Source organism: Ventrimonas faecis, assembly GCF_040096075.1.
GTDB lineage: Bacteria > Bacillota > Clostridia > Lachnospirales > Lachnospiraceae > Brotaphodocola > Brotaphodocola faecis.
In genome coordinates, this window is record NZ_JBBMFJ010000030.1 from 25,429 (window position 1) to 52,207 (window position 26,779).

The following is a 26,779-nucleotide window of genomic DNA, read 5'->3' on the forward strand; positions in this document are numbered from 1 at the left end:
AGACCAGAAACTGCGGATTGATCCAATGAGAAATGGGAAACATTGGCAGCAGAAAATCAAAATTGGAGGATACCTGGAGTGTTAAGAAATGTAAGTCTGGAAGAGATTTCGGACGGCAGATTATATGGGTTAAATGATATGGCGAAGCTGGGATGTAACGACTGTTCAGGTTGTTCGTCTTGCTGCCGCGGCATGGGAAACACGATTGTTCTGGATCCCTATGATGTCTGGCGGCTGACGGGCGGTCTTGGCATGTCACTGCAGCAGCTTTTAGCGGGTCATCTGGAACTGAATGTGGTGGATGGTATTATCCTGCCGAATTTGAAACTGGCGGGAGATTCGGAACAGTGTACTTTTTTAAATGAAGCTGGGCGGTGTAGCATTCATCCGTACCGGCCGGGGATCTGCAGATTGTTCCCGTTAGGGCGGTATTATGAAGAGGATGGGTTCCGGTACATTCTGCAGGTACATGAATGCGAGAAGCAGAACCGCAGCAAGGTGAAAATCCGCAAGTGGATGGATACGCCGGATATGGAGCGGTACGATGCCTATATTGCGGACTGGCATGCGTTCCTGAGCAAGTTAAGGGCGAAATTGGAGAAAGAAACATTAGCAGGAGCATCATCGGATGCGGCAGATGAAGAGGCATCATCCCAAGACCTCGCCAAATCCATCAGCATGTACGTCCTGCAGCAGTTTTATTTACTTCTCTACGACACCAGCCGGGACTTCTACAGCCAGTATGAGGCCCGCATGGCAGCGGCAAAAGAATGGAGTAAGAATCTATGAGCAACATCAATAACACAAGCAACATCAACGGCACAAACAAAATCAATGGCACAGACAATGCTGGAAACACTATAAGAACCGGCCTGGTGTTAGAGGGCGGCGGCATGCGCGGCATGTACACCGACGGCATTCTGGATGTTTTTATGGACCAGGGACTTTCCTTTGACGGAGTGATCGGTGTTTCGGCCGGGGCTATCCACGGTTCCAGTTTTGTATCCGGGCAGAAGGGCAGGAACATTCGTTATTATAAGAAATATATCCGTGACAATCGTTTTATCAGCATGCGGAATCTGATTAAAACCGGAGATATCGCAGAAGTGAAATTCTGCTATCACGATCTGCCAGAGCAGCTGGATCTTTATGATTATGACGCTTTCAACCGTTCTAAAACGGAGTTTTACGCGGTCTGCAGCAATGTGGAAACGGGAGAGCCGGAGTACATTCACATTACGGATATGAAGAAACAGATGGATGTGATCCGGGCGTCAGCGTCGCTTCCTTATGTATCACGGCTGGTGGAGACGGAAGGTATGAAGCTCTTAGATGGCGGCTGCACGGATAGCATTCCGCTCATGAAGTTCCGGGAGATGGGATTTGCGAAGAACGTGGTAATTCTGACCCGGCCGAAGGGATACCAGAAGGAGCCGGAGCAGCTGGCTATGGCGAAGATCCGCTACCGGAAGTATCCGGCCTTTGTGGAGGCGCTGTCTCACCGGCATGAGCGTTACAATGAGACATTAAAGCAGATTGATGAGCTGGAGAAGAAGGGCGAAATTTTTGTGATGCGTCCGGATAAGCCGCTGGAGATCGGTCGTCTGGAGCGCAGCCCGGAGAAGCTGCAGCAGGTGTACGATATCGGAAGGCGTGATGCGCTCATGAAAATGCGGGACCTGAAGCACTGGCTGGAGGGGAAACATTAGGCAGACTGGAGCCGGAATGCCGGGCCAGAGTCATGGATCAGGCATCCGGACAATAGAAATCAGTCAGTCAGGCCCAACAAAGCTATAGGAAAAACCTATAGCTTTTATATTATATATAGTATTTTACAAATACTGAGAAATGGTGCATAATAAAGCCATCAAAGGAAATCAAACCTGAGACTAATCGAAATGGATAAAAAAGAAGTTTGATACAATAAACCACACATTTACAGGAGGAGAGTTCGTATGGTAAAGTTACACGATGGCGGCGTTTATCTCGTTAACGGTGAGACCCTGGTTCCGGAGGCAGAAGCTGAAAAAGTTGAGCAGCTGACCGGAAAAGCGGTTGCAAAAGAGGAGGCTAAAAAAGGTACCATTGCTTACGGTATCATGAAGGCCCACAACCAGTCCGACAACATGGACAAGCTTCAGATTAAATTTGATGCCATGGTTTCCCATGATATCACCTTTGTTGGTATCATCCAGACTGCCCGGGCATCAGGAATGGAGAAGTTCCCGCTTCCTTACGTGCTGACCTGCTGCCACAACTCTTTATGCGCAGTTGGCGGTACCATCAACGATGATGACCATTACTTTGGCCTTTCCGCGGCAAAGAAGTACGGCGGCCTTTTCGTTCCGCAGCACATTGCAGTATGTCACCAGTACATGCGTGAGTGCTTTGCAGGCGGCGGCAAGATGATCCTGGGTTCTGACTCCCACACCCGTTATGGTGCTCTGGGTACCATGGCAATCGGTGAGGGCGGCGGCGAGCTGTCCAAGCAGCTGTTAAAGCAGACCTACGATGTGGCTTATCCGGGCGTTATCGCAATTTACTTAACCGGAAAACCGGCTCCGTTCGTTGGACCGCACGATATTGCGCTGGCAATCTGCGCAGCAGTATATAAGAATGGCTATGTTAAGAATAAAGTAATGGAGTTCGTTGGACCTGGCGTTTCCTCCATGACCACTGACTACCGTAACGGCGTGGACGTTATGACCACCGAGACCACCTGCCTGTCCTCCATCTGGAGAACCGATGCAGACACCAAGGCATTCCTGGAGAAGCATCACCGCGGTGAGGAGTTCAAGGAACTGAATCCGGAGGCAGTTGCTTACTACGATGGCTGCGTAGAGATTGATTTAAGCACCATCAAACCGATGATCGCGCTGCCGTTCCATCCGTCCAACGCTTACGAGATCGATTACCTGTACGAGAACCTCGAAGACATCCTGCGTGAGACCGAGAAGGCAGCAGACCAGGTTGCAGAGGGCAGAGCACACTTTACCTTACTTGACAAAATTACCAAAGATGGTAAACTTCAGGTACAGCAGGGTATCATTGCAGGCTGCGCAGGCGGTAACTACACCAACGTTGTAGAAGCTGCACACGCATTAAAGGGCAAGAACATCGGCGATGGCGAGTTCTACCTGTCTGTATATCCTTCCTCCCAGCCGGTATACACCGATCTGGACCGCAAGGGCCTGTTAGCAGACCTGATGGATGCAGGCGCTATCATCCGTTCCGCTTTCTGCGGACCGTGCTTCGGCGCAGGCGATACCCCGGCAAACAACGCACTTTCCATCCGTCACACCACCAGAAACTTCCCGAACCGCGAAGGTTCCAAGCCGGGTAATGGACAGATGTCCGCAGTTGCCCTTATGGATGCACGTTCCATCGCAGCAACCGCAGCAAACGGCGGTAAGCTGACTTCCGCAGAGACTATGGACTGCTGGGGCGATGTACCGGAGTACAACTACGATGACCGTGCATATCAGGCTCGTGTTTACAATGGTTATGACAAGGCTGAGCTGGATTCCGAACTGCGCTTTGGTCCGAACATCAAAGACTGGCCGGAGATGGAGGCACTTTCCGAGAACATTCTCTTAAAGGTTTCCTCCAAGATTCTGGACGAAGTAACCACTACCGATGAGCTGATTCCGTCCGGCGAGACTTCTTCCTACCGTTCCAACCCGTTAGGACTGGCTGAGTTTACCCTGTCCAGACGTGATCCGGAGTATGTAGGCCGTGCGAAAGCAGTTCAGGCTATGGAGAAGGAGCGTCTTGCAGGCAATGTAAACGCTGAGATCGCAGAGGTTATGAAAGTGGTTAACACCATTCCAGGTCAGGAAGCTGTTAAGGCTGAGGACGTTGAGATTGGTTCCACCATCTATGCAAATAAGCCGGGCGATGGTTCTGCCCGTGAGCAGGCTGCTTCCTGTCAGAGAGTACTGGGCGCTCTTGCAAACATCACCCAGGAATACGCAACCAAGCGTTATCGTTCCAACTGCATGAACTGGGGTATGCTTCCGTTCCACTTAAAGGGCGAGCCGACCATGTTCGAGGTTGACGATTACATCTACGTTCCGAATGCACGCACCGCATTAGAGGGTGATTTAACCGACATCCCGGCATACGTCATCAAGAACGGCAAGGCAGAAGAGATTCATCTCTACATTCAGCCGATGACTGAGAACGAGCGCAAGATCGTAAAGGCTGGCTGCCTCATCAACTTCAATAGAAACAGATAAGATTCCCACCGTTTTACGGCTTATCTGCGACTATATAAAACTCCTTATGTAAGTGTAAGAACGAAACGGAGCTGTCTGAGAAGATGGCTCCGTTTTGTGTTGCGAAAAAGACAGCGTGAGGGAATGATTCATGGAAAAATTTAGCGGAAGATGGCGAAAAACACATGACAGGACCGCGGACAACGGGTACAATGACAACAGAAAGACAAGAAACATTGAAAAAAATGGAGGATTTCCATGGAACTGCGGCAGTTTACATACGTTAATCAGGTGGCGGAATGCGGGAGCTTTACGAAAGCGGCGGCGAAGCTTTTCATCAGCCAGCCGGCTTTAAGCAATTACATCAGCAAGGTGGAGGAAGACCTGGGGGTGAAGCTGTTTGACCGGTCGGCCACGCCTCTGAAGCTGACCTATGCGGGCGAACAGTATTTAAAGCGGGCGAAGGTCATTTTAGGGCAGATGGAGGATATGAACCGGGAACTCAGAGACATTACCCACAATATGACCGGACGTCTGCGGATCGGGTTTCCCAGCGAGCGCATCATCTATATGCTTCCGCTGCTTCTGGCGCCCTTAAAGGCACGCTATCCGGGGATTGATGTGGAGGTATCCACCGGACCGGGGAATCATCTGATCGCAGATCTGAAGGCGGGCAATGTGGATTTTGTGTTCCTTCCGTATTGGAATCCCATTAAAGATGTGGTACAGGTGAAGATTGTGGAAGAGGAGCTGATCCTGGTGGCAGCGAAGGGTTATCTTTCAGAAGACTGTTTCCTGGACCGGGAGAAGAAGACCATTAACTGGCGGGAAACATCAAAGCTGCCCCTCATCACCCTGAAAAAAGGACATGCATTGCGGGCCAGTGTGGACGTGCTGTACAAAAATGCGGAGACGAAGCCGGATATTTTCTTTGAATCCCACAGCAACATGCTTTCCTACCGTCTGGCGGCCCAGGGCCTTGGCGTGGCAGTGATTCCGGAGATTACGCTGGATCTGATGGAGGGCGGCATGGAGGCAGAGGCTTATCATCTGTCCGATACACTGGTTCAGTGGCCGGTTATGGCGCTGTACCGCGAAGGCTGTTATATCGGCGAGGTGGAACAGGCCCTGCTGGACATCGCGAAAGAGACGATGCAGGCCCATAAGAAAAGGTTATGGGACTCATTCACAAAATGAAATTTTACTTATAAGGAGTACTCTCTTATAATGAACTCAGTTAGTTGAGAATCATTTAAGGAGGGTACTTTTTTTATGGGAAAGAATCTGACAAGAAAAATTCTGGAAAGCCATCTTGCAAAGCCGTCCGCTATGAATCCGGGCGATGAGATCTATGTGAAGGTGGACCAGACACTGACTCATGACATCAATGCAGTTATGACTTATCTGGCATTCGAGGCCATTGGCCTGGACCGGACTCAGGTAGAAACCAGCGTCAGCTACCTGGACCACAACCTGCTGTATCTGGATAACAAAACTCCGGATGACCACATTTACCTGCAGTCTGTGGCAAAACGCTATGGCGTACATGTTTCCAGACCGGGCAACGGTATCTGCCATGCGGTTCACGTAGCGCGCTTTGGTGTTCCGGGCAAGCTGAGTATGGGCGGCGACAGCCATACCCCTCACGGCGGCTCCATCGGCATGCTGTGTATCGGCGTAGGCGGCATGGATGTGGCAACTGCCATGACCGGTGTTCCGATGCGACTGAAAATGCCGCAGATCATCAAAGTAAACTTAAAAGGCCACTTAAAACCGGGCTGCAATGCCAAGGAAATCATCCTGGAGATGCTGCGCAGAGTCGGCATCAAGGGCGGTCTTGGAAAGGTCTTTGAGTATGTAGGACCTGGCGCTGCAGGCCTGGAGGTTTCCGAGCGTGCCACCATCACCAACATGGGCGCGGAGATGGGCGCTACCACTTCCATTTTCCCGGGAGATGAGCAGGTCCGCCGCTTCATGAGAGCCCAGGGCCGGGAAGACCAGTACGTGGAAATGCTTCCGGACGAGGATGCGGAGTACGATGGTGAGATGGAGATCAACCTGGATGAGTTAAATCCGCTGATCGCCTGTCCGCATCAGCCGGACAACGTGATGCCGTTAAAAGATGCGGAGAAGAAAAAGGTTCAGCAGGTCTTCATCGGAAGCTGTACCAACGCAAGCTACTCCGATATCGCGAAGGTGGCTCTGGTGCTGCAGGGCAGACATGTAAATGAGGATGTTAGCTGTACCTGCGCGGTTTCCTCCAAACAGGTGTACAAGCAGCTGCTGCGCGACGGATACATGGAGATGCTGATCGATGCAGGCGTGCGTGTTCTGGAAACTGCCTGTGGTCCGTGCTGCGCCATCGGCCAGTCTCCGGCAACCAAGGGCGTTGCAGTCCGCACTTCCAACCGGAACTTCAAGGGACGTGCCGGCAACCCGACTGCCGAGATTTATCTGGTGAGCCCGGAGAGCGCCGCTGCAACCGCAATTCTTGGAACCTTCGCAACTGCAGAGGATATCCTGGGTGCGGATGTGGCAAAACTGGCAGAGATTCACGAGCCGGATGTTTACCCGGTGGATGATTCCATGATCATCAAACCGCTCCCGGAGGAAGAGGCAAAGCAGGTTGAGGTGGTAAAGGGACCGAACATCAAGTTCCTTCCGATCCCGGAGCAGCCGACCGAGCATCTGTGCGTTCCGGTCAGCTTAAAGACGGTGGATAATATCACCACGGATGACATCACCCCGGCCAGCGCAGAGTTCTCCAGCATGCGTTCCAACATTCCGCTCATGAGCCAGTACTGCTATCACCGGTATGATCCGGAGTTTGCGGCCAGAGCGAAGGAGATGGGGCAGAGCATTATCATCGGCGGCGAGAACTACGGCCAGGGATCTTCCCGTGAGCACGCAGCCATCAACCCGATGTACTTAGGCGTCCGCGCTGTCATCGCAAAGAGCATTGCCCGCATCCACAAGGGCAACCTGATCAACCACGGCATCATCCCGATGATTTTTGAGGATCCGGCGGATTACGACAAGATCGAGCAGGGCGATGAGCTGGAAATCAACGGACTGCTGGAGCAGATGCAGACGAAAGAAGTGGAGATCCGTGATAACACAAAGGGTGTTACCTTCAAAGCAAGACTGGAGCTTTCCGACAGTGAGCTGGAGGTTATCTCCTGCGGCGGACAGCTTCGGTATCTGAAAAAGCAGCTCGGCAAAGAGTAAGTCAGAAATATGCTCCGACATCTGCCGGGACGGGGGAAACACGCCGCAGAAAGAAGCAGCGGCAAACGGGGAATGAGTATTGAAATAAAGTGCGTTCCCGGAATCGCAGACATTCCGGGAGCGCACACAAAATAAAAAGGAGAAAAAATATGGGTGAGGAAAAGAAAAAAAGCTTTTTGCAGGAGTTAAAGGTTCTGGGCGGCCTTCCGTGGTGGCTCTACCTGCTGTGCACGTTTGCAGTGCTGGCGGTGGCTTACACGGACACCCTGGGTTATGACGCGATCGCGTTCATCGCGTTTGTTATGGCATTTTCCATCGCGCTCTACAAATTCGGCAAGATTCTGCCGATCTGGAATACCTACATTGGCGGCGGCCTCTTAATGGTATTCTTCGGATGCGCGTTACTGAAGCAGTTTAACCTGATTCCGGAAGGATATCTGGAGCTGGTGGACACCATGGTACAGGGTGATGTCAACATCTTAAGCGTGTTCATCATCGCGCTGATCATGGGTTCCATTCTTTCTCTTGACCGCAAGGTACTGCTTCGCAGCTTTGCAGGTTATGTACCGGCTATTCTCGGCGGCCTCTTTGGCGCAGCGCTGTTTGGCGTGGCTGCAGGGTTTATCTTTGGCGTACAGCCGATCGATATGATCATCAAATATGTGCTTCCGATCATGGGCGGCGGCAACGGCGCAGGCGCAGTCCCGCTTTCCCAGATCTATGAGCAGATCAGCGGCGAACCGGCCGCAAACTATTATTCCTTCGCGATCATCATCCTGACCATCGCAAACCTGTTCTGTATCCTGGCAGGCGCGATGTTAAACCGTCTCGGCAAGAAAGTACCGTCCCTGACCGGCGATGGCACCAACATCATGCCGGTGGACAGCAAGCTGATCAAGGAAGATGTGGAAGTTAAGGTTTCTTTAACCGATTATAGTGGTACGCTGCTGTTAATGGGCGCTGTCTACGCAGTTGGACGTCTGTTCAGCAAGGTACTGCTCCCGACCGTATTTGGCGCACAGATCCATACCTTTGCCTACAGCATCATCTTCGTTGTTGTTCTGGCAGCGCTGGGCATTGTTCCGGCAAACATCCGTGTGGCAGCCAGAAATATGCAATCCTTCATGGTATCCGTTGTAGCGCTCATGACCATGGTTGGTCTTGGATTTGACTTTGACCTGGGCGAGCTGGTTTCCGCATGCAGCCCGGCAAACCTGATCATTGCAGCCGTGATCGTAGTGGGCGCAATCCTGGGCAGCGGACTTGTTGGTAAGCTGGTAGGCTTCTATCCGATCGACGCAGCGGTTACTGCCGGACTTTGCATGGCAAACCGCGGCGGCGCAGGTGACATTGCCGTACTTGGCGCAGCACAGAGACTGGAACTCATCAGCTACGCGCAGCTTTCCAGCCGTGTGGGCGGTGGTATTGTGCTGATCATTGCATCGTTCTTCTTCTCGTTCTTCTTATAATTATATAATTAAGTAAGAAACGGGACCCCTTATACAAGTGTATCAATTCCTGTGAAACGGCAGGGCAGAATCGGAAATGGTTCTGCCCTGTCGTTTTGTATTTATGCGCGGCTGCAACATCGTAAAAATACAATGATAGACAGAAAAGTAACATAAGATGCAATTTGCCTATATATATTCCGCTCTTTTCTGTATTAGACCGCGGACTGCAGGTTTCGTATACTGTGGATAGAAACGTAAATGAGAATTTCTCGCATGACCGTGGCTGCCGGAAGTGGATTTTGCAGTAGAAACCATGGCGCAGGCAGGCGCGGACAGAATGGAGGTTGGTTATGAAGGTAGAAGAAACATACAGCTACAAGACATCATCATCCAAGCTGGTTCAGGTGGCGGAGATCGCGTCACGCTACAAGGGACGGCCGGAGATGTTAATGAAGGTCATCATTCAGGTGCAGAAGATCGTCCCGGCGTTTTCCGCGTCGGTGGCATCGGTCATTGCCCGGGAGATGGGGATTCCGCAGACGGATGTGTACAGTTTTGTCACGTTTTACGCGATGCTTTCCGTGAAACCGAGAGGCAAGTACATCATCCGCATGTGCAAAAGCGCGCCGTGCCATGTGAAGGGCGCAAAGGAGATCGTGCGGGCGCTGGAGGATCTTTTACATATCAAGATGGGCGAGACCACGGAGGACAACCGGTTCACTCTGGAATACTGTCCGTGCCTGGGTATCTGCGAGGTGTCACCGGCCATTATGATCAATGAGAAGACCTACGGAAACCTGACGCCGGACAGCGTGCGGTCCATTGTGAAAATGTACATCCGTGAGGAGGTGGAAGACTGATGGAGGAGACCATTGTTTTACTGCGGAATAAAGGAAAGATTGATCCGAAGAGCGCGGCGGATTATGTGAAGACCGGCGGTTATGAGGCTCTTAGAAAGGCACTTTCGATGAACGGCGCCGAGATCATTGAGGAATTAAAGCAGGCAGGACTCCGGGGTCGCGGCGGCGCAGGCTTCCCGACCTACCGGAAGCTGCAGTTTGCCTATGACGCGCCGGGCGATGTGAAGTACATTGTCTGCAACGCGGATGAGGGCGAACCTGGAACCAATAAGGACCGTATTCTCTTAAGCACGGATCCATGCGCGATTTTGGAGGGCATGGCGATTGCGGGAAAGGCCGTGAATGCCCATGTGGGATTCATTTACCTGCGGGCGGAGTATACCTATCTGATGCCGATTCTGGAGGCAGCGATTGCAAGCTCCATCGAGGAAGGATGCCTTGGTGAAAATATCTTTGGCAGCGGTTTTGATTTTACCGTTAAGCTCCGCTCCGGTGCCGGCGCGTATGTCTGCGGCGAGGAGACGGCGCTGTTTGAGTCCATTGAGGGAAAGCGCGGTGAGCCGAGATTCCGTCCGCCGTTCCCTGGTATCAAGGGCCTGTTTGGAAAGCCAACGGTGTTAAACAACGTGGAAACTCTGGCCAACATTGCCCCGATTTTCCGCAACGGCGCGGAGTGGTACCGTTCTCTGGGAACGGAGAACAGCCCGGGAACGAAGCTGTTTACCGTCTGCGGAAATGTGAAGCACAGAGGCGTGTATGAGTTTCAGATGGGCATCAACTTAAAGGAACTGATCTATGAGGTCTGCGGCGGCATTGAGGATGACCGGAAACTTCTCGCGGTACAGACCGGTGGTGCCTCCGGTGCCATCATCAACGCGGAGCAGATTGATATGACACTGGATATTGATTCCGTGAGCGCGTCTGGCGGAAGACTGGGCTGCGGAACTATTCTGGTAATCGATGACCGCAACTGCATCATCGACATTGTGCGCAACAACCTGGATTTCTTCCGGGATGAATCCTGCGGAAAATGTACGCCGTGCAGAGAGGGCGGAACCCGTCTGTACCAGCTCATCAGCAAGATCGCCAAGGGACAGGGCAGTGTCCGGGATCTTGATACCATTCAGGATCTTGCGGAGACCATGCGGCTGACCGCCCTCTGCGGACTGGGCCATTCCACGGCCGTGCCGGTGACCAGCAGCATCCAGAACTTTTATTTCGAGTATTTAAGCCATATTGACCGGGATCACTGCCCGGTATGCAGTCAGACAGGAGGAGAGTATTATGATTCATTTGAAGATTGATGGAGAGTGCGTGGAGGTCCCGGAGGGCACCACGATCCTGGAAGCAGCGAGAAAGCTGAATGTTCATATCCCGACCCTGTGTTACCATGAGGACCAGGCGGTGAAGGCGGTCTGCCGGATCTGCGTGGTGGAGGTGGAGGGCCAGCGCCTGCTGCCGACTGCCTGCAATACGCCGGTTTCCGAGGGCATGGTGGTAAAGACCGCGTCCCCGAAGGTCATCAAGGCCCGCAAAAACGTGATGGAGCTGATTCTGGCCCGGCATCCCCAGGACTGCCTGATCTGCTCCAAGAACGGTTCCTGTGAGCTGCAGAAGGTGGCGAAGGATTTAAACATGAACCAGCCGAACCGATACGAGCTGACCCTGCGTTCCACCAAGAAGGATGAATCTTCCCCGTGCATCGTCCGGGATATGAAGAAGTGCATTCTCTGCGGGCGCTGTATGGAAAGCTGCGGCAAGGTGCAGGGAATTCAGGTGATGGCGAAGGAAAACCGCGGGTTCCACACGGAGATCGTACCGCCTTACGGCAAGGATCTGGTGGATACCTCCTGTGTGGGCTGCGGCCAGTGCGTGCAGGTGTGTCCGGTGGGCGCGCTTTCCATCCGCGACAATACCGATGAGGTGTACCGCCAGACGGCAGCCGGCAAGACTATGGTGATTCAGATGGCACCGTCTGTCCGCATCAACCTGGCAGAGGCACTGGGCCAGAAGCCTGGCACCGTTTCCACCGGAAAGATCGTGCATGCCTTAAAGAAGATTGGCTTTTACAAGGTGTTTGACTCCGATTTCAGCGCGGACTTAACCATTATGGAAGAGGGAACGGAGTTCTTGAAGCGCTTAAAAGAGGGCGGTACCCTGCCGATGTTTACCTCCTGCTGTCCGGCGTGGGTGAAATACTGTGAGACCTACGGACCGGATCTTCTGCCGCATCTTTCCACCGCGAAGTCTCCGCAGCAGATGTTCGGAAGCATCATCAAGACGTATTTTGCGGAGAAAGAGGGTCTGAAACGTGAGGATATCTGCAGCGTGTCCGTGATGCCGTGTACCGCAAAGAAATTTGAGTGCAAGCGCCCGGAGATGAAGGATGACGTGGATATTGTCATCACGGTAGTGGAGCTGGCGAAGATGATCCGCACCGCAGGCATTGATTTTGACAACCTGGAGGACGCGGAGTTTGATGTGCCCTTTGGACTTGGAAGCGGCGCGGCCCAGATCTTCGGCATTACCGGCGGCGTGATGGAGGCAGCCCTGCGTACTGTGTACGAGGTGGTGACTGGCAATTCCCTGGAGGAACGCCTGGAATTTACGGCAGTGCGCGGTTTTGAGGGCATCCGCGAGGCATCTTTGCAGATCGGTGACCTGACCGTGAAAGTAGCCATTGTCCACGGACTGGCCAACGCAAAGAAAGTTCTGGAGCTGGTGCGGGAAGGCAAGGCAGATTACCACTTTATTGAGGTGATGAGCTGCCCGGGCGGCTGCATCGGAGGCGGCGGAAACGCGCCGACCACCTGGAAGAAACTTGCCGCAAGACGTGATGCCATCTACCAGGAAGACCGCAATCTCCCAATCCGCAAATCCCACGAGAACCCGTATGTACAGCAGATCTACAAAGAATTTCTGGGAGAGCCGCTGAGTGAAAAATCCCATGAGCTCTTACATACCCACTATATCAGCCGGAGGGATCTGATCCGGTAAAGAGGGGGCAGTGCGTGTAGCCGGGGCCGGCATGGTTTTCTGGATTTCCGGATTGTTTTTTCCGGTATCCTGAGGTAAGATGTTACATAGAAAACCCTGCTGCTGTTTACACAAAAGAGGAACAGCGGCAAAAAGTGACATCAGGAGGATACAAACATGGCTTGTACAACGATTCTTGTAGGAAAACATGCATCTTATGACGGTTCTACCATGATCGCCCGGAATGATGATTCCGGGTCTGGTCATTTTACCCCGAAAAAATTTGTGGTGATCCACCCGGAGGACCAGAAGCAGACTTACCGTTCCGTATTGTCTTATGTGGAGGTGGAGCTTCCGGAGCATCCATACCAGTTTACAGCGGTGCCGAACGCGGTAGCCGGGAAAGGTATCTGGGCAGCCAGCGGCGTGAACGAAAAGAATGTGGCGATGACTGCCACCGAGACTATCACTTCCAATCCGCGGGTACTGGGCGCAGATCCGCTTGTGGAATACCAGCCGGCTGAGGACGGAAAAGAAGAGGTGCCGGGCGGCATTGGCGAGGAGGACATTGTGTATCTGGTGCTCCCGTACATAAACAGCGCAAGGGAAGGCGTTCTGCGTCTGGGAAGCCTGCTGGAGACTTATGGAACCTATGAAAAGAACGGCATCGCGTTCCAGGATCCGGATGAGATCTGGTGGCTGGAGACCATTGGCGGCCATCACTGGATCGCGAAGAAGGTTCCGGATGACCGGTATGTGGTGATGCCGAACCAGTTTGGCATGGATGAGTTTGATCTGGAGGATGCATTTGGCGAACAGAAGGAGCACCTCTGCTCCGCGGATTTAAGAGAGTTTATCGAGAAGAACCATCTGGACCTGCGCCTGGATAAAGATGGAGTGTTCTGCCCGCGCGACGCCTTCGGAAGCCATACGGATTCTGACCATGTATACAATACGCCCCGGGCCTGGTATATCGAGCGCTGCTTAAATCCGCACACATTCGCCTGGGATGGCGTGGACGCGGACTATGGCCCGGAATCCGATGATATCCCGTGGAGTCTGGTGCCGGAGAAGAAGCTGACGGTGGAAGATGTGAAGTACGTGCTTTCTACCCATTATCAGGGAACTCCGTATGATCCGTATACCAGTCGTGGTGATCTTTCTGAGCGGGGCAAATACCGGGCAGTCGGCATCAACCGGAATGATTTTGTGGCAGTTATCCAGATGCGCCCGGACCAGACGGAGGATGCAGCCGTGATCCAGTGGCTGGCCTTTGCCTCCAACGCCTTTAATGTGCTGGTACCGTTCTACGCGCGGATCTCTGAGACCCCGGAGTATCTGGCCAACACCACAAAAGAGGTTTCCACCGACAACTTCTACTGGAACAGCCGTCTGATTGCAGCCATGACAGATGCCTCCTACGGAAAATCCATTGTCCATGTGGAGCGTTACCAGCTGGCAGTCCAGTCTGCTGCCTACGCGATCCTGCATAAGTATGACGCGCTGATGGAAGATGCGAAAGATCCGGAGGAGCGCCGCATTCTGCGGGAGGACGCAAACCGGGAGATTGCGGATATGTTAAAGAAAAAGACGGCAGATACCCTGGATAAGGTGCTGTTTGAACTGAGCAGCCAGATGAAGAATGCTTTTTCCAGATCCGATAACTAATCACTTCAGGAGAGCAGTATGAACGAGAAAGAACTGCGGTATATGAAATGCATTGCGGAGGCGGGAAGTGTCCAGAAAGCGGCTGTGCTGCTTCAGAAAAATCCCTCGTCCTTAAGCCGGGCCGTGCACCGGGTGGAGGAAGATATGGACATCATTCTGTTTAAGCGGACCCCGGAGGGACTCAGGCCGACGCCGGAGGGGGAGGTTTATCTGCAGGCCGCCGATGAGATTCTTACAATGTATGATGAGCTGAAACAGTCGGCGGAAAGCTGAGTTTGCGCAAAAAAGCAAAAATGCAGCCGGCGAAGCGTTAAGCTTCGTCAGGCTGCATTTTCTGTTTCAGGAAGGAGATAAATTCTTTGGCGCACCGGGAGAGCAGGCGGCTGTCGGGGTAGCCGATGACCAGCTTCCAGGATGCCTGCAGGGCAGGATCCAGGGGGTAGCAGGCCAGGTTTTCCACGCCGGAAAAGAGGTTTAAGTAGGAGTGGGGCAGGAAGGTGATGCCCATGCCAGCGGCGGCCAGGCGCTTGGCGGTCTCCATGTTTTTGGTGGTGTAGCGGATGTTTGGTTTGATGGAAAGCTGGGCCAGAATGGAGTCTGCTACTTGACGCAGCTTCTGTCTGTTAGCCACCATGAGAAAAGGTTCTTTTTCCAGTGCTTTTAAGTCGTAGATGCTTAAGGGACGGTATTCCGGGAAGTTGTATGTCCGTGCCAGGGCGAGGGGCATAACCAGATAGAAGTCATCCTCCGCCAGAAGCTCATAGTGGATGGCCTCGTTGGGTGTCTCATAGTGCATGACGGAAAAGTCCAGCTTGCCAGACAGCATGAGCTTGTCCAGTTCCGAGGAGTTGTTTTCTTTAAACTGCACGGTGATGTCGGGGTAGAGCTCCTGAAAGGCGGGCAGGATTTTGGGCAGCAGGTAGGTGCCCAGATTCATGGGGATACCGAAGGTGAGCTTTCCGCGGCGCATCTGGCGGTACTCATCCAGGTCGGCTTCCAGGCGTTTGCAGCGGTCGAGGATCTTTCTTGCGGTGTCTAAGTAGCGCAGGCCAAAGGCGGTTGGAACCAGCCCCTCCTGGGTGCGGTCAAAAATTGTTTTGCCAAATTCCTGTTCAACTTTATTTAAGGATTCACTCAAGGAAGGCTGGGAGATGAAGAGCTCCTGGGCGGCCCTGGTGATGTTTCCGTGTTCGGCTATGGTTAAGATATAAAGAAGTTCGTTCTGTGTCATTTGTGGGAACCTCCATTTGTTTCAGGATAGAGCGGCTGTCCTGATTTGCGGCAGCCGTTCATGGCCTGTGATGGTTTTCTTTGTATGTTAGTGTACCACACATCATGCAAAATTCCTATATGAGATATGCGGATTTATGTATTTTACCTATGTGAAACCCTGTGTTAAGATAGGGCCATAACAAAGAACGACCAACACACATGGAGGGAAATCATGGAGAAGAATGTAGAGAATGTAAAAGTTGCACAGGAAAAGTTCGGCGAACTGATTCAGTCTGAGTTTGAGCGCATCGAGCGCATGAAAGCAGACAACGAGGTAACCGATTTTGACAAGCTGGAGAAGATCGTCATCGGCGTACTTCCGGGCGATGGCATTGGCCCGATCATCATGAAGCAGGCACTTCGCGTGCTGAACGACTTACTGGCACCGGAGATCGCAAGCGGCCGCATCGAGATCCGCGAGATCGAGGGCATGACCATTGAGAACCGTGCCGCTAAGCTGCAGAGCCTTCCGGATGATGTATTCGAAGAGATCAAGAAATGCAACGTTCTCATCAAAGGACCGATGGTTACCCCGCGTGCCGGTGAGCCGTGGCCGAACCTGGTATCCGCAAACAGCCTGCTGCGCCGCGGCCTGGAGCTGTTCGCAGCTGTCCGTCCGATCAAGATTCCGGAGAAGAACATTGACTGGACCTTCTTCCGTGAGAACATCGAGGGCGAGTACATCTGGGGCAATAAGGGCATTCAGGTAAATGACGACCTGGCTGTAGATTTCAAGGTTCAGACCAAACAGGGCAGTGAGCGTATCGCAAGAGCCGCTTTTGAGTTCGCAAGAAAGAACGGCAAGAAGAACGTGACCATCGTAACCAAGGCAAACATTGTAAAGCTGGCTGACGGCAACTTCATTAAGGCTGTCCGAAAAGTGGGCGAGGAATATCCGGAGATTGAAATCCAGGAGCGTCTGGTTGACGCAATGTGCGCAAAGATGCTGGATCCGGAGTTCAACAAGGGCATCGAGGTTGTAGTACTGCCGAACCTGTACGGTGACATCGTAACAGATGTTGCTGCTGAGCATCAGGGTGGTCTGGGAACCGCTTCTTCCTCCAACCTGGGCAACAAGTACGCGATGTTTGAGGCTATTCACGGAACCGCACCGTTCCTGATCAATCATGGCAGAGGCGATTACGCAGATCCGTGTTCCCTGATCCGTGCAGCTGGCATGCTGATGGCTCACATCGGTTACGCTGACCGCAAGGAGATTCTGGAGAAGGCTCTGGACATCTGCACCATTACCGAGCGCAAGAAAGTTGTTACCACTGATGTAGACGGCGCAAGCGCAGCAGAGTTTACTGATTACCTGTTAGAGACCATCGACAAGATTAAATAATTCGAATTTTTCGTTTTCATATCCCTTCTTAGGAAAACCTGTTGCGGTTCACGCATTGCGTAAACCGCGGCAGGTTTTCTTTTTTGTGAAAGTGTGTTATAGTATGGTCAGGAAACAAATTTACATGAAATTGGAAGTGGATGGAATGAGTGAAGCACGAAACGCAACCTCCGTAATCTGTTCGGCCTACGACAGTTTTTTTGAGGCAGAAAAGAAGATTGCGGATTTTCTGATAGAGCATAAGGCAGAGGCCGCCGGTATGACGGTGGGAGAGCTGGCGAAAGCCAGTCAGACCAGTGACGCAACAGTATCGCGGTTTTGCCGCAGATGCGGCTTTAAGGGGTTTCAGGATTTAAAGATGGCTCTGACCAGGGAGCTTCTGGAGGAGGAACATCAGGAGCAGGAGGTCACCAATGAGATTGACCGCCATGATCTGGCCCAGTCCTTAAAAAATATTCTGGCAAACAAGATCGCGGAGCTGACAGAAACGGTGCGGATGATGGATACAGACAATCTGGAGACGATTCTGCAAAAGCTGGAGCACGCGCGGCTCGTGCAGCTGGCGGCGGTGGGAAATACGCTGCCGGTGGCGTTGGACGGCGCGTTTAAGTTCAGCCAGCTGGGCATTACGGCAGTGGCGGAAACCATCTGGGAAGCCCAGACAGCCCACGCGTTTAATCTGGGGTCGGAAGATGTGGTGCTCATCATTTCCAACTCCGGTACCTCCAACCGCCTGCAGATCCTTGCAGAAGGCGCGAAAGAAAATGGTGCAACAGTCATTTTGATTACCAACAACCCGGAGTCGCCGTTAGCACAGATGGCAGACTACCGGATCATCACGGCCACCCGGGAAAAGCTCTTTACCGAGGAGTTCTGGTTTTCCCGGGTTGCGGCTACCGCAGTCATGGAAATGCTGTATCTGCTTCTGATGGCAGGCATGCCGGATGCGGTCAGTCATGTGCGCCGTCATGAAAAAGCCATCTCTGCGGATAAACAGGTGGAAAAACGGAAAGAATAACATAGGTATTTTGTACAAAAGAAAGGTGGTATTCCTGTATGGGGAGGCCATCTTTTTGTGTTAAATGCTGAAAATTATCATGAAAAGAAATTTCACGGAAAACACTATTGACGAAAAACTAAAATCATATTATGATGGACCCAGAGATAAGAAATAAAATTTCTTGAAGCTAAGGAGAAATGATATATGATTTACACAGTAACCTTTAATCCGGCTCTGGACTATGTGATCGCTGTGGATCATTTTGTGCCGGGCCAGATCAACCGCACAAAGGAAGAGACCATGGTCTGTGGGGGAAAGGGAATCAACGTCTCAACACTGCTGGCAAATCTTGGCTATGAGAGCACGGCGCTTGGTTTTGTGGCCGGATTCACTGGAGAGGAAATCGTACGGCGCTGTCAGAAGGCCGGTTTTCATTCCGATTTCATCCGCGTGAAGGAGGGGCTGTCCCGTATCAACGTCAAGATGAAATCCGATGAAGAGACCGAGATCAACGGCATGGGTCCACGCATCACCGAAAAAAATGTGGCTCTGCTGTTTGAGCAGCTGGATGAGCTGAAAGCAGAAGATGTTCTGGTACTTTCCGGAAGTATTCCGTCCAGCATCGGAAACGGTATTTATAAGGAAATCATGGAGCGGCTTTCCGGCCGGGGGATTCAGATCGTGGTGGACGCGGAGAAACACCTTCTTATGGAAGTGCTTCCGCTGCATCCGTTCCTGATCAAGCCGAACAACCACGAGCTGGAGGCCATGCTTGACCGGACGCTCACTACAAGGGAAGAACTTCTGGAAGGGGCAAAAGAGCTGCAGGCGCGGGGAGCGCGCAATGTTCTGGTATCCATGGCGGGTGACGGAGCCCTTCTTCTGACAGAAAACGGGGAGATTTACAAAGAAGGTGTCTGCCGCGGAACCGTCATCAATTCCGTGGGAGCGGGAGATTCCATGGTAGCCGGGTTCCTGGCCGGATATTTAAAAACAGGGGATTATGGTTATGCTTTGAAGCTTGGCACAGCCAGCGGAGGAGCAACTGCCTTTTCTTACGGAATCGGCAGCAGGGAGAAGATTATGGAATTGTTCGCGCAGCTGAATGAAAAATAGGGGGATGAAACGATGCGTATTACAGAACTATTGCCATGAGTATTGCGGACCGTCCTGGTCTTGCAGTCGGACTGGTAGCCGGACTGGTAGCCGGACTGGTGGCGAAGATGGGATGTACCTTCGCGAATCCGGCAGGCGGTGATGTGAACGCCGGTTTCCTGGGCGCGCTGTTTGCAGGTTTTGCAGGCGGTTATCTGGTAGTTGGCTTAAGAAAACTGTTCTCAAAACTGCCGAAGTCCTTAGAGGGCATCAAGCCGGTGCTTCTGTATCCGGTCATCGGTATTTTCCTGGCAGCCGTGGTAACCACCTTCATCAACCCGTACATGGGCATGATCAATAATGCGTTAAGCGCTTTCTTAAACGGCATGGGCGGCAGCAGCCGCATCGTGCTGGGCATGGTACTGGGCGGTATGATGTCCATCGATATGGGCGGTCCCTTCAACAAGGCAGCTTATGTATTCGGTACCGCGCAGCTGGCAGAGGGCAACTTTGAGGTGATGGCTTCCGTTATGGCAGGCGGAATGGTTCCGCCGATCGCCATTGCGCTGTGCACCACCTTCTTCAAGAAGAAATTCACCGAGAAGGAGCGTCAGTCCGGACTGGTCAACTATGTGATGGGACTTTCCTTCATTACCGAAGGAGCCATCCCGTTTGCGGCACAGGATCCGCTCCGCGTGATTCCGTCCTGCGCGATTGGCGCGGCAGTAGCAGGCGGCCTGTCCATGGCATTCGGCTGTACCCTGCGGGCACCTCACGGCGGTATGTTTGTTCTGCCGACCATTGGCAATCCGTTCATGTATCTGGCAGCCGTTGTAATCGGTTCCGTAGTGGGCTGCGTGATCATGGGATTATTGAAGAAGGATGTGGAAGCGTAAGGGCGCTTTATCAACCACATCCGGATCTGGAAATATAGGGAGTATTTGCAGATAAATAAAAGCATGTAAAAAGAGAGTCTGACCGAGGGGAGAATGGTCAGGCTCTCTTTTGTTGAGGTTCACAATTAATATCTGCTGGATCCTGCGGTTACCACGCGGGAACCGCCTTCGGTATAGGTGTCCTGGGTGTTGTTTGCGGTATTGTTATTCTGATTCTCTGCCTCATCTCCGAAAACGTAGGAGTTTGCAGTATCCACATGGGTGGTGCAGGTTCCGTTGGCATTGAAGGTGTAGGAAGTGCCGCCTATGGTGCGGGTGGTTCCTGCGATCATGACACCGTTGGACGGGTCAAAGTAGTAGGTGCTGCCATTTACGTTCTGGAAACCGGTCTGCATCTTGCCATCGCTTCCGAATAAGTACCAGCTGTCCCCGATCGGCATAGCTACGTTCAGCGCGCATTTGCCGGATTCCGGGTAGAAATAGTAGCGGGAACCGGCGATGGTTCTCCAGCCGGTCCACAGGGCACCATCATCATTCATATAGTAGTAATCCTGATCCAGATGGAGCCAGCCGGTTACCAGGCTGCCGTCGGTGAGAGCATAGTAATATTTATCAGAAGCTGTGTCATGGATCAGGCCGGTAGCCAGAGAGCCGTCTGCCTGATAGTAGTAAAGCTTTCCATTTGATTTGGTTACTCCGGCCGCATAGGCAGTCAGGCAGCTTCCAAGCATCATGGTTCCTGCAAGTCCTGCAAAGAATGCAGCTTTTATCTTATGATTCTTTCTCATCTTTGAAAACCTCCAGATTTGATTGTTTGTTTTTGTTATCTATTGTAAACCCTGGAACCGTTCCAGGGTCAAGCTTTTTTTGCACCGTGTTTCCTGCCATATACATTCCTGATAGTTATTGATAATGATAAAAATAGACAATTTTACATTATGAAACAGATGGATTATAGTAAAGATAACAAAAAACAAGCACGAAATCAGAAAAGGAGTTGTCAGTTATGTATATGAAAAAATATCCCTGCGTGTATATGCGCGGCGGCACCAGCAAAGCAGTATTCTTCCATGAGAAAGACCTTCCGGAGGACAGAAGCCTCTGGGATGAAATTTTCATGAAAGTCATGGGAACCCCGGATGTGAAACAGATCGACGGCATGGGCGGAACCGTTTCTTCCACCAGCAAGATTGCCATCATTTCCCCATCTGACCGGGAGGATGTGGATGTTAACTATACTTTCAAACAGGTAGACATCGTAATCCCGCGCGTGGATGGCAGCGCAAACTGCGGCAACATTTCTTCCGCAGTCGGACCCTTCGCCATTGATGAGGGACTGGTAAAGGCAGTAGAGCCGATTACGGTTGTGCGCGTGCTGAACACCAACACCAACAAGATCATTGAGGAACATGTCCGGGTAGAGGACGGTCACGCTATGGTGCACGGTGACGAGGTCATCAAGGGTGTACCGGGAACCGGTTCCCGCATCGATATGTACTTTGAGGATCCGGCAGGTTCCAAGACCGGCAAGCTGTTCCCGACCGGAAACAAGAGAGATATCTTCGATGTCCCGGGTTACGGCGAGATTGAAGTAACCGTGTTAGACTGCTCCAATCCGATGGTATTCATCCGTGCGAAAGACTTGGGCATCAAGGGAACCGAGCTGGTGGAACTGAACCAGAATAAGGATGTCATGGAGCACATTGAGCGTATCCGCTGCATCGCAGCATTGAAATGTGGTTTCGTAGAGAAGTGGGAGGATGCAAGAACCAAATCCACTTCCGCACCGAAGGTATCCATCATCTCTGATCCGCAGGATTACATTGACATGGATAAGAACGAGGTCAAGGCAGAGGCTATGGATATCTGCTGCCGGGCTATCTCCGTAGGATCCCTGCACAAGGCATATCCGATGACCGTTGCAGTCGGAACCGGAGCAGCAGCAAGAATCCCGGGAACCATCGTAAATGATATCGCAAAACCGGCACCGGATCAGGATATCATCAAGATCGGACATTCCAGCGGCGTGACTGAGGTAGATGTCAAGATGGACGGCGAGCGCGTCATCAAGGGCGGCGTGACCCGTACCGCAAGAAGAATCATGGACGGCTGGGTTTACGTCAGAGACTGATTGAGATCATGGGATTGCCGGGGCTGCGGGCATCTGGCAATCCTGGAATGAGAGAGCAGTTCATTGAGAAAATGAGAGGAGAATATTCACATGGTAACCTTACACGAGGGCAAACATTATATTGTCAATAATGATCATATCGCCACTGCGGAGGAAGCAGCAAAGCTTTCCGCGGAAGAGGGCAAAAAACAGACTTTAACCTATCAGGTGCTGGAAAAGCACAATCACTCCGATAACATGGAGCATCTGGAAATCAAATTTGATTCCATGGGTGTATACGATAACACCTACGTTGGTATTCTGCAGACCGCATATGCCAGCGGACTGAAAGAGTTCCCAATGCCGTGCGTCTTCACCAACTGCCACAACTGTCTGTGCGCAGTCGGCGGCACCATCAACACCGATGTACATAAATACGCAGAGTCTGCCTGCAAAAAGTCCGGCGGTATTTTCGTTCCGCCGCACGAGGCAGTTATCCACCAGTACATGCGTGAGATGATCGTAAAATCCGGTGACATGTCCATCGTTTCCGATTCCCACACCCGTTACGGCACCCAGGGTTCCGTATCCATCGGTGAGGGCGGTCCGGAGCTGGCAAAAGCCATGCTGGGCAAATATTATGAGATTGATTACCCGGAGGTCATCGGCGTGTTTATGACCGGCGCTCCGAAGCCGTGGGTAGGACCGATGGATGTGGCTCTGAGCATCATCGGCAAGGTATTTAAAAACAACTTTGTAAAGAATAAAGTCCTCGAGTTTATCGGACCTGGTGTCAGCAGCATGTCCATGGATTTCCGTAACGGCATTGACACCATGACCACCGAGTCTGCATGTCTGTCCTCCGTATGGGCTACCGATGACAAGGTAAAAGAGTATTTTGAGATTCACAAACGTCCAAACGATTTTAAGCGCATGCAGCAGGGTGACGCAGCGCTGTATGACGGCATTGTAGAGATCAACCTGGACACCATCGTTCCGATGATCGCGCTGCCGTTCCATCCGAGCAACGCTTATCCGCTGGCAGATGTCATCGCAGATCCGGAGAAATATCTGGGCATGGTAGAGAAGGAAGCGGAGCGCGTCTTCGAGAACAACAAAGACATTCACTTAGATCTGCGTTCCAAGATCCACAACGGCAAGATCAAGGTAGACCAGGCGGCTATCGCAGGCTGCGCGGCGGGTTCCTTCGAGAACATCTACGCCGTAGACCAGATTGCGAAGAAGTTAAACCGCGGTCTTGGAACCTTCCCGCTTAACATCTACCCGGCATCCCAGCCGATCATGTATGAGTTAAACAAGATTGGTGTGTTAAATGACCTGATGAACTACGGTGCCCGTGTGAAGACCGCGTTCTGCGGACCATGCTTCGGTGCTTCCGATGCTCCTGGCAACAACGATTTCTGTATCCGCCACAGCACCAGAAACTTCCCGAACCGCGAGGGATCCAGCCCGGCAAATGGCCAGATTGCGTCCGTAGCACTGATGGATTCCAAATCTATTGCTGCAACCGCGTTTAATGGCGGCTACTTAACCTCCGCAGAGGACTGCCCGGTCGAGTTCACCGTTCCGACCTACGAGTTTAACAGCAATATTTACGATAACATCGTTTACAACGGCTATGGCAAGGCACAGCCGGAGACAGAGATCGTCTATGGTCCGTCCATCAAAGACTGGCCGCAGATGTCTGCCCTGACTGACAACCTGCTCCTTCAGGTGGCAAGCGTGATCCGCGATGAAGTAACCACCACCGATGAGCTGATCCCGTCCGGTGAGACTGCATCCTACCGTTCCAACCCGTACAAGATTTCCGAGTTCACCCTGATCCGCAAGGACCCGGAGTATGTGGGCAAGGCAAAGGCGGTACAGGTTTACGAGAAAGCCCGTGTGGCAGGCGATGCAGCAAAGACCGCAGAGATTTACGAGGTTCTGAAGGCAGCTGGCGTAGACACACCGGTGGAGGAACTGATGAAGACCACCGGAATCGGTTCCGTTCTGTACGCAAAACGTCCGGGTGATGGCTCTGCCCGTGAGTATGCCGCAAGCTGCCAGAAGGTACTGGGCGGCCTGGCAAACATCTGTATCGAGTACGCAACCAAGCGTTACCGCAGCAACTGCGTAAACTGGGGTATGCTGCCATTCACCTACCCGGATGACAACATCAACCTGGAGGTTGGCGAGTATGTATACCTGCCGGGTATCCGCAAAGCTGTAGAAGAGGGAGCAACCCGGTTCGAGGCAACCATCATCGGAAAAGACGGAAGCACCCGCACCATGGAACTGGAGTTAAACGGCGTGAGCGAGGCTGAGAAGAAGGTCCTTCTGGCAGGCAGCCTGATCAATTCTTACAAAGCAGAATAGAAATGGGGAGTGTGTATGTCGGATTTGCGAAGATTAGCAGAATTCATTCATGACATCGCATGGGACCAGTTACCGGAGCGCGTGCGGGAGACTGCCGCGCTCCGCGTGCTTGATCTGGTCAGTGTGGCAGCCGGGGCGGCGAAGGATCCGCTGGTGGAAGCGGCAAAAGAGGCGCTGGGCACGGTGAGCGGATGCCGGATGGAAATGCCGCCTGTGGCTCAGCCGGGATTTGTCTCCGTCTGGGGTGACACCCGGAAGTATCCACTGGCAACCGCTGCTATGCTCAACGCCATGCTGGCCCATACCCTGGAACTGGATGATGTCCACACCGCTTCCAAAACCCACGGAAGTGCCAGTCTGATCCCGGCGGCCTGGTCCTGCGCGGAGTATCTGGGAAAGAGCGGAAAAGACTTTCTGCTGGCGGTGGTCTGCGGTTATGAGACCGTCAACCGTGTGGGCATGGCCTTTGGTGTATCCGCCCACCGGAACCGCGGCTGGCATGCCACGGCAACCTGCGGCGTGTTCGGCTGCGCGGCAGCCTGCGCAAAGCTTCTGGATCTGAGTGTGGACCAGATCGTATCGGCCCTTGGCATGGCCGGAACCCAGTCCAGTGGTGTCTGGGCGTTCCTCGGAGACGGCAGCAACTGTAAGATCCTGCATCCGGCAAGAGCAGCGGCGGATGGCATCGAGGCGGCGTTCCTGGCAAAAGCCGGCATGACCGGACCGGAGCATATCTTTGACGCGAAGGATGGCGGACTTTTATATGCCATGTCCGATGGCGGTGATGTGTCAAAACTGAGCCAGGGACTGGGTGAGGTCTATGAAATCTTAAATATGGATATGAAGCCGTATCCGTGCTGCAGAAGCGCCCACTGTGCCATTGACGGGATCCTGGAGATCCGGGAGCAGATGGAAGCACGCATGGGACTGAAAATTCGGAATATGTCCGAAGCAGAAATCCTGGCAGACCAGATCCAGGCAATCGGGATCGATACATACCTGGTTGGCTACAAGCAGTGTGCCGTGAGCGATGGCTGCCTGCATCCGAAAACCATTCTGGACGCGAAATTCTCCACGCCATATTCTGTCGCAGCCGCTTTTCTTTGCGGAACCGTCGGAATGGAGCAGTTCGAGCCGGAGGTGGTATTTGATCCGGTTGTTCAGAAGCTGCTGGAGAAAGTCACGGTGCATCCGGCAGACCGCTTTACTGAGCAGTATCCAAAACACTGGGGTTGTCATGTGAAGGTCACCATGCAGGATGGCACCGTTTACGAAGCAGAAGTGGAAGACCCGTCCGGCAGCGTGGCAAGACCGCTGAGCCGGGAACAGGCCATGAAGAAAGCCGAGGAGTTTTTAAGTGTGGTTTGTCCGGGAAGAGAAACGGAGACGATCGAAGAACTATTAAATCTGGAGAGCAGAAATATGCTCCCGTCTATATAAGGAGGAAGACATTATGCAGATTAAGAAAGCTGCCATGGCAGGAACCCTGGAGTCCAGCGATGCCCAGGTAACCGTAGAGCCGGGAAATGGTACCGTAGAGCTTTCCATCGAGAGCAGTGTGATTCACCAGTTTGGAAAACAGATCAAGGCAACCGTCCTGGAGACCTTAAACCGTCTGGATGTTAAGGACGCAAAGGTAACTGTAGTGGACAAGGGTGCGTTAGACTGTACCTTAAAGGCACGCGTTGAGTGCGCAGTATATCGTTCCAACGATATCACTGAGAATCTTCCATGGGGAGGTGTAATTAAATCATGAGCCATCCGAATAAAAAAAGACTGAGACGTTCCATGATGTTCTTAAACTGCCAGAAACCGGGCCTGATCAAGGATCCGTACATCTACAAACCGGATTCCATCATGCTGGATCTGGAGGACGCAGTAGCAGAGAACCAGAAAGATGCAGCAAGATACTCCCTGTATCATGCGCTGCAGGAGATCGATTACCGCGGAGTTGAGCGTGTTGTCCGCATCAACGGACTGGATACCCCGCACTGGAAAGAAGATATCCGTGTCTGCGTGGCAGGCGGAGCAGATACCATCCGTATCGCAAAGACCGAGACCGCACAGGATGTGCATACCGTAGAGGAGCACGTACTGGCAGCAGAGAGAGAGTTCGGCAGACCGGAAGGTTCTACTCTGTTAATGGCAGCACTGGAGTCCTGTAAAGGTGTCCTGAACGCCCTTGAGGTTTGTAAGTCTTCTGATCGTCTGATCGGTATCGCCCTTTCCGGCGGTGACTACACCAAGGATCTGCAGACCGTGATCACCGGAACCGGTGTAGA

Annotated in this window: 21 protein-coding genes and 1 pseudogene; 20 read left to right on the plus strand and 2 right to left on the minus strand. The window is 52.5% G+C overall.

What is annotated here, in order from left to right:
• Window positions 1-78: 78 nt before the first annotated feature.
• The 11 genes from WMO41_RS13025 to WMO41_RS13075 all read left to right on the plus strand — a co-directional run bounded on the left by WMO41_RS13025 (window position 79) and on the right by WMO41_RS13075 (window position 14,673).
• Window positions 79-789, plus strand: coding sequence for a YkgJ family cysteine cluster protein (locus WMO41_RS13025; protein ID WP_349230124.1), 711 nt, complete (start codon window positions 79-81; stop codon window positions 787-789).
• A gap of 71 nt (window positions 790-860) precedes the next feature.
• Window positions 861-1,709 carry a patatin-like phospholipase family protein gene (locus WMO41_RS13030; RefSeq protein WP_494338469.1) on the plus strand — a complete coding sequence of 283 codons (849 nt, stop codon included), beginning with the start codon at window positions 861-863 and terminating at the stop codon, window positions 1,707-1,709.
• A 246-nt stretch (window positions 1,710-1,955) separates the two neighbouring features.
• Complete coding sequence (locus tag WMO41_RS13035) at window positions 1,956-4,238, plus strand: hydratase (RefSeq protein ID WP_349230126.1); 2,283 nt, start codon at window positions 1,956-1,958, stop codon at window positions 4,236-4,238.
• 237 nt (window positions 4,239-4,475) lie between these two features.
• Entirely contained in the window at window positions 4,476-5,414 is a 939-nt protein-coding gene (locus WMO41_RS13040) for a LysR family transcriptional regulator (protein WP_349230127.1), read from the plus strand.
• A 75-nt stretch (window positions 5,415-5,489) separates the two neighbouring features.
• Window positions 5,490-7,445, plus strand: a complete 1,956-nt coding sequence (locus WMO41_RS13045) for an aconitate hydratase (protein ID WP_349230128.1) — start codon at window positions 5,490-5,492, stop codon at window positions 7,443-7,445.
• A 149-nt stretch (window positions 7,446-7,594) separates the two neighbouring features.
• Window positions 7,595-8,914, plus strand: a complete 1,320-nt coding sequence (locus tag WMO41_RS13050; RefSeq protein ID WP_349230129.1) for a 2-hydroxycarboxylate transporter family protein — start codon at window positions 7,595-7,597, stop codon at window positions 8,912-8,914.
• A gap of 332 nt (window positions 8,915-9,246) precedes the next feature.
• On the plus strand, window positions 9,247-9,756 hold the full coding sequence (locus tag WMO41_RS13055) for an NADH-quinone oxidoreductase subunit NuoE family protein (RefSeq protein WP_349230130.1): 510 nt from the start codon (window positions 9,247-9,249) through the stop codon (window positions 9,754-9,756).
• The gene (nuoF, locus tag WMO41_RS13060) at window positions 9,756-11,060 is read left to right on the plus strand and encodes an NADH-quinone oxidoreductase subunit NuoF (RefSeq protein ID WP_349230131.1); all 1,305 of its coding nucleotides are present in this window, start codon (window positions 9,756-9,758) and stop codon (window positions 11,058-11,060) included. The genes WMO41_RS13055 and nuoF overlap by 1 nt, the downstream gene beginning before the upstream one ends.
• Window positions 11,041-12,753, plus strand: a complete 1,713-nt coding sequence (locus tag WMO41_RS13065; protein ID WP_349230132.1) for an NADH-dependent [FeFe] hydrogenase, group A6 — start codon at window positions 11,041-11,043, stop codon at window positions 12,751-12,753. The genes nuoF and WMO41_RS13065 overlap by 20 nt, the downstream gene beginning before the upstream one ends.
• A 156-nt stretch (window positions 12,754-12,909) precedes the next feature.
• Complete coding sequence (locus tag WMO41_RS13070; protein ID WP_349230133.1) at window positions 12,910-14,400, plus strand: C69 family dipeptidase; 1,491 nt, start codon at window positions 12,910-12,912, stop codon at window positions 14,398-14,400.
• Between the two features lie 18 nt (window positions 14,401-14,418).
• Window positions 14,419-14,673 (plus strand): LysR family transcriptional regulator, encoded by a 255-nt coding sequence (locus WMO41_RS13075; RefSeq protein WP_349230134.1) that lies wholly within the window; start codon window positions 14,419-14,421, stop codon window positions 14,671-14,673.
• Window positions 14,674-14,710: 37 nt separating this feature from the next.
• On the opposite strand, the gene WMO41_RS13080 is transcribed toward WMO41_RS13075, so the two are convergent.
• Complete coding sequence (locus WMO41_RS13080; protein WP_349230135.1) at window positions 14,711-15,631, minus strand: LysR family transcriptional regulator; 921 nt, start codon at window positions 15,629-15,631, stop codon at window positions 14,711-14,713.
• Between the two features lie 213 nt (window positions 15,632-15,844).
• Here WMO41_RS13080 and WMO41_RS13085 point away from each other — a divergent pair, with 213 nt between their 5' ends.
• From WMO41_RS13085 to WMO41_RS13100, 4 genes and pseudogenes are all read left to right on the plus strand, one after another.
• On the plus strand, window positions 15,845-17,017 hold the full coding sequence (locus WMO41_RS13085) for an isocitrate/isopropylmalate family dehydrogenase (protein ID WP_349230136.1): 1,173 nt from the start codon (window positions 15,845-15,847) through the stop codon (window positions 17,015-17,017).
• Between the two features lie 145 nt (window positions 17,018-17,162).
• Complete coding sequence (locus tag WMO41_RS13090) at window positions 17,163-18,035, plus strand: MurR/RpiR family transcriptional regulator (protein ID WP_494338470.1); 873 nt, start codon at window positions 17,163-17,165, stop codon at window positions 18,033-18,035.
• A 186-nt stretch (window positions 18,036-18,221) separates the two neighbouring features.
• Window positions 18,222-19,133, plus strand: coding sequence for a 1-phosphofructokinase (pfkB, locus tag WMO41_RS13095; protein WP_349230138.1), 912 nt, complete (start codon window positions 18,222-18,224; stop codon window positions 19,131-19,133).
• A 29-nt stretch (window positions 19,134-19,162) separates the two neighbouring features.
• Window positions 19,163-20,008, plus strand: a pseudogene (locus tag WMO41_RS13100) (PTS fructose transporter subunit IIC); the annotation flags it as partial.
• Window positions 20,009-20,133: 125 nt separating this feature from the next.
• Here the strand turns inward: WMO41_RS13100 and WMO41_RS13105 are convergent.
• A complete protein-coding gene (locus WMO41_RS13105) occupies window positions 20,134-20,796 on the minus strand; it encodes a hypothetical protein (protein ID WP_349230139.1) in 663 nt (220 codons plus the stop codon).
• 218 nt (window positions 20,797-21,014) lie between these two features.
• On the opposite strand from WMO41_RS13105, the gene WMO41_RS13110 reads away from it, so the two are divergent.
• The 5 genes from WMO41_RS13110 to WMO41_RS13130 form a co-directional block, all read left to right on the plus strand.
• Window positions 21,015-22,139, plus strand: coding sequence for a PrpF domain-containing protein (locus WMO41_RS13110; RefSeq protein ID WP_177292034.1), 1,125 nt, complete (start codon window positions 21,015-21,017; stop codon window positions 22,137-22,139).
• A 90-nt stretch (window positions 22,140-22,229) separates the two neighbouring features.
• Window positions 22,230-24,497 carry a hydratase gene (locus WMO41_RS13115; RefSeq protein WP_349230140.1) on the plus strand — a complete coding sequence of 756 codons (2,268 nt, stop codon included), beginning with the start codon at window positions 22,230-22,232 and terminating at the stop codon, window positions 24,495-24,497.
• Between the two features lie 24 nt (window positions 24,498-24,521).
• A complete protein-coding gene (locus WMO41_RS13120) occupies window positions 24,522-25,937 on the plus strand; it encodes an MmgE/PrpD family protein (protein WP_349230141.1) in 1,416 nt (471 codons plus the stop codon).
• 13 nt (window positions 25,938-25,950) lie between these two features.
• A complete protein-coding gene (gene citD, locus WMO41_RS13125) occupies window positions 25,951-26,253 on the plus strand; it encodes a citrate lyase acyl carrier protein (protein WP_349230142.1) in 303 nt (100 codons plus the stop codon).
• A partial coding sequence (locus WMO41_RS13130) for an HpcH/HpaI aldolase/citrate lyase family protein (protein ID WP_349228610.1) occupies window positions 26,250-26,779 on the plus strand: 530 nt, incomplete at its 3' end. The genes citD and WMO41_RS13130, both read left to right, overlap by 4 nt.

What these genes read in the sequence shown, in the direction of transcription:
- WMO41_RS13055 (WP_349230130.1), top strand. Translation starts at nt 9,247, where the DNA reads ATGAAGGTAGAAGAAACATACAGCTACAAGACATCATCATCCAAGCTG.
- nuoF (WP_349230131.1), top strand. Translation starts at nt 9,756, where the DNA reads ATGGAGGAGACCATTGTTTTACTGCGGAATAAAGGAAAGATTGATCCG.
- citD (WP_349230142.1), top strand. Translation starts at nt 25,951, where the DNA reads ATGCAGATTAAGAAAGCTGCCATGGCAGGAACCCTGGAGTCCAGCGAT.
- WMO41_RS13070 (WP_349230133.1), top strand. Translation starts at nt 12,910, where the DNA reads ATGGCTTGTACAACGATTCTTGTAGGAAAACATGCATCTTATGACGGT.
- WMO41_RS13115 (WP_349230140.1), top strand. Translation starts at nt 22,230, where the DNA reads ATGGTAACCTTACACGAGGGCAAACATTATATTGTCAATAATGATCAT.
- WMO41_RS13090 (WP_494338470.1), top strand. Translation starts at nt 17,163, where the DNA reads ATGAGTGAAGCACGAAACGCAACCTCCGTAATCTGTTCGGCCTACGAC.
- WMO41_RS13080 (WP_349230135.1), bottom strand. Translation starts at nt 15,631, where the DNA reads ATGACACAGAACGAACTTCTTTATATCTTAACCATAGCCGAACACGGA.
- pfkB (WP_349230138.1), top strand. Translation starts at nt 18,222, where the DNA reads ATGATTTACACAGTAACCTTTAATCCGGCTCTGGACTATGTGATCGCT.
- WMO41_RS13085 (WP_349230136.1), top strand. Translation starts at nt 15,845, where the DNA reads ATGGAGAAGAATGTAGAGAATGTAAAAGTTGCACAGGAAAAGTTCGGC.
- WMO41_RS13105 (WP_349230139.1), bottom strand. Translation starts at nt 20,796, where the DNA reads ATGAGAAAGAATCATAAGATAAAAGCTGCATTCTTTGCAGGACTTGCA.
- WMO41_RS13075 (WP_349230134.1), top strand. Translation starts at nt 14,419, where the DNA reads ATGAACGAGAAAGAACTGCGGTATATGAAATGCATTGCGGAGGCGGGA.
- WMO41_RS13065 (WP_349230132.1), top strand. Translation starts at nt 11,041, where the DNA reads ATGATTCATTTGAAGATTGATGGAGAGTGCGTGGAGGTCCCGGAGGGC.
- WMO41_RS13050 (WP_349230129.1), top strand. Translation starts at nt 7,595, where the DNA reads ATGGGTGAGGAAAAGAAAAAAAGCTTTTTGCAGGAGTTAAAGGTTCTG.
- WMO41_RS13110 (WP_177292034.1), top strand. Translation starts at nt 21,015, where the DNA reads ATGTATATGAAAAAATATCCCTGCGTGTATATGCGCGGCGGCACCAGC.
- WMO41_RS13035 (WP_349230126.1), top strand. Translation starts at nt 1,956, where the DNA reads ATGGTAAAGTTACACGATGGCGGCGTTTATCTCGTTAACGGTGAGACC.
- WMO41_RS13040 (WP_349230127.1), top strand. Translation starts at nt 4,476, where the DNA reads ATGGAACTGCGGCAGTTTACATACGTTAATCAGGTGGCGGAATGCGGG.
- WMO41_RS13045 (WP_349230128.1), top strand. Translation starts at nt 5,490, where the DNA reads ATGGGAAAGAATCTGACAAGAAAAATTCTGGAAAGCCATCTTGCAAAG.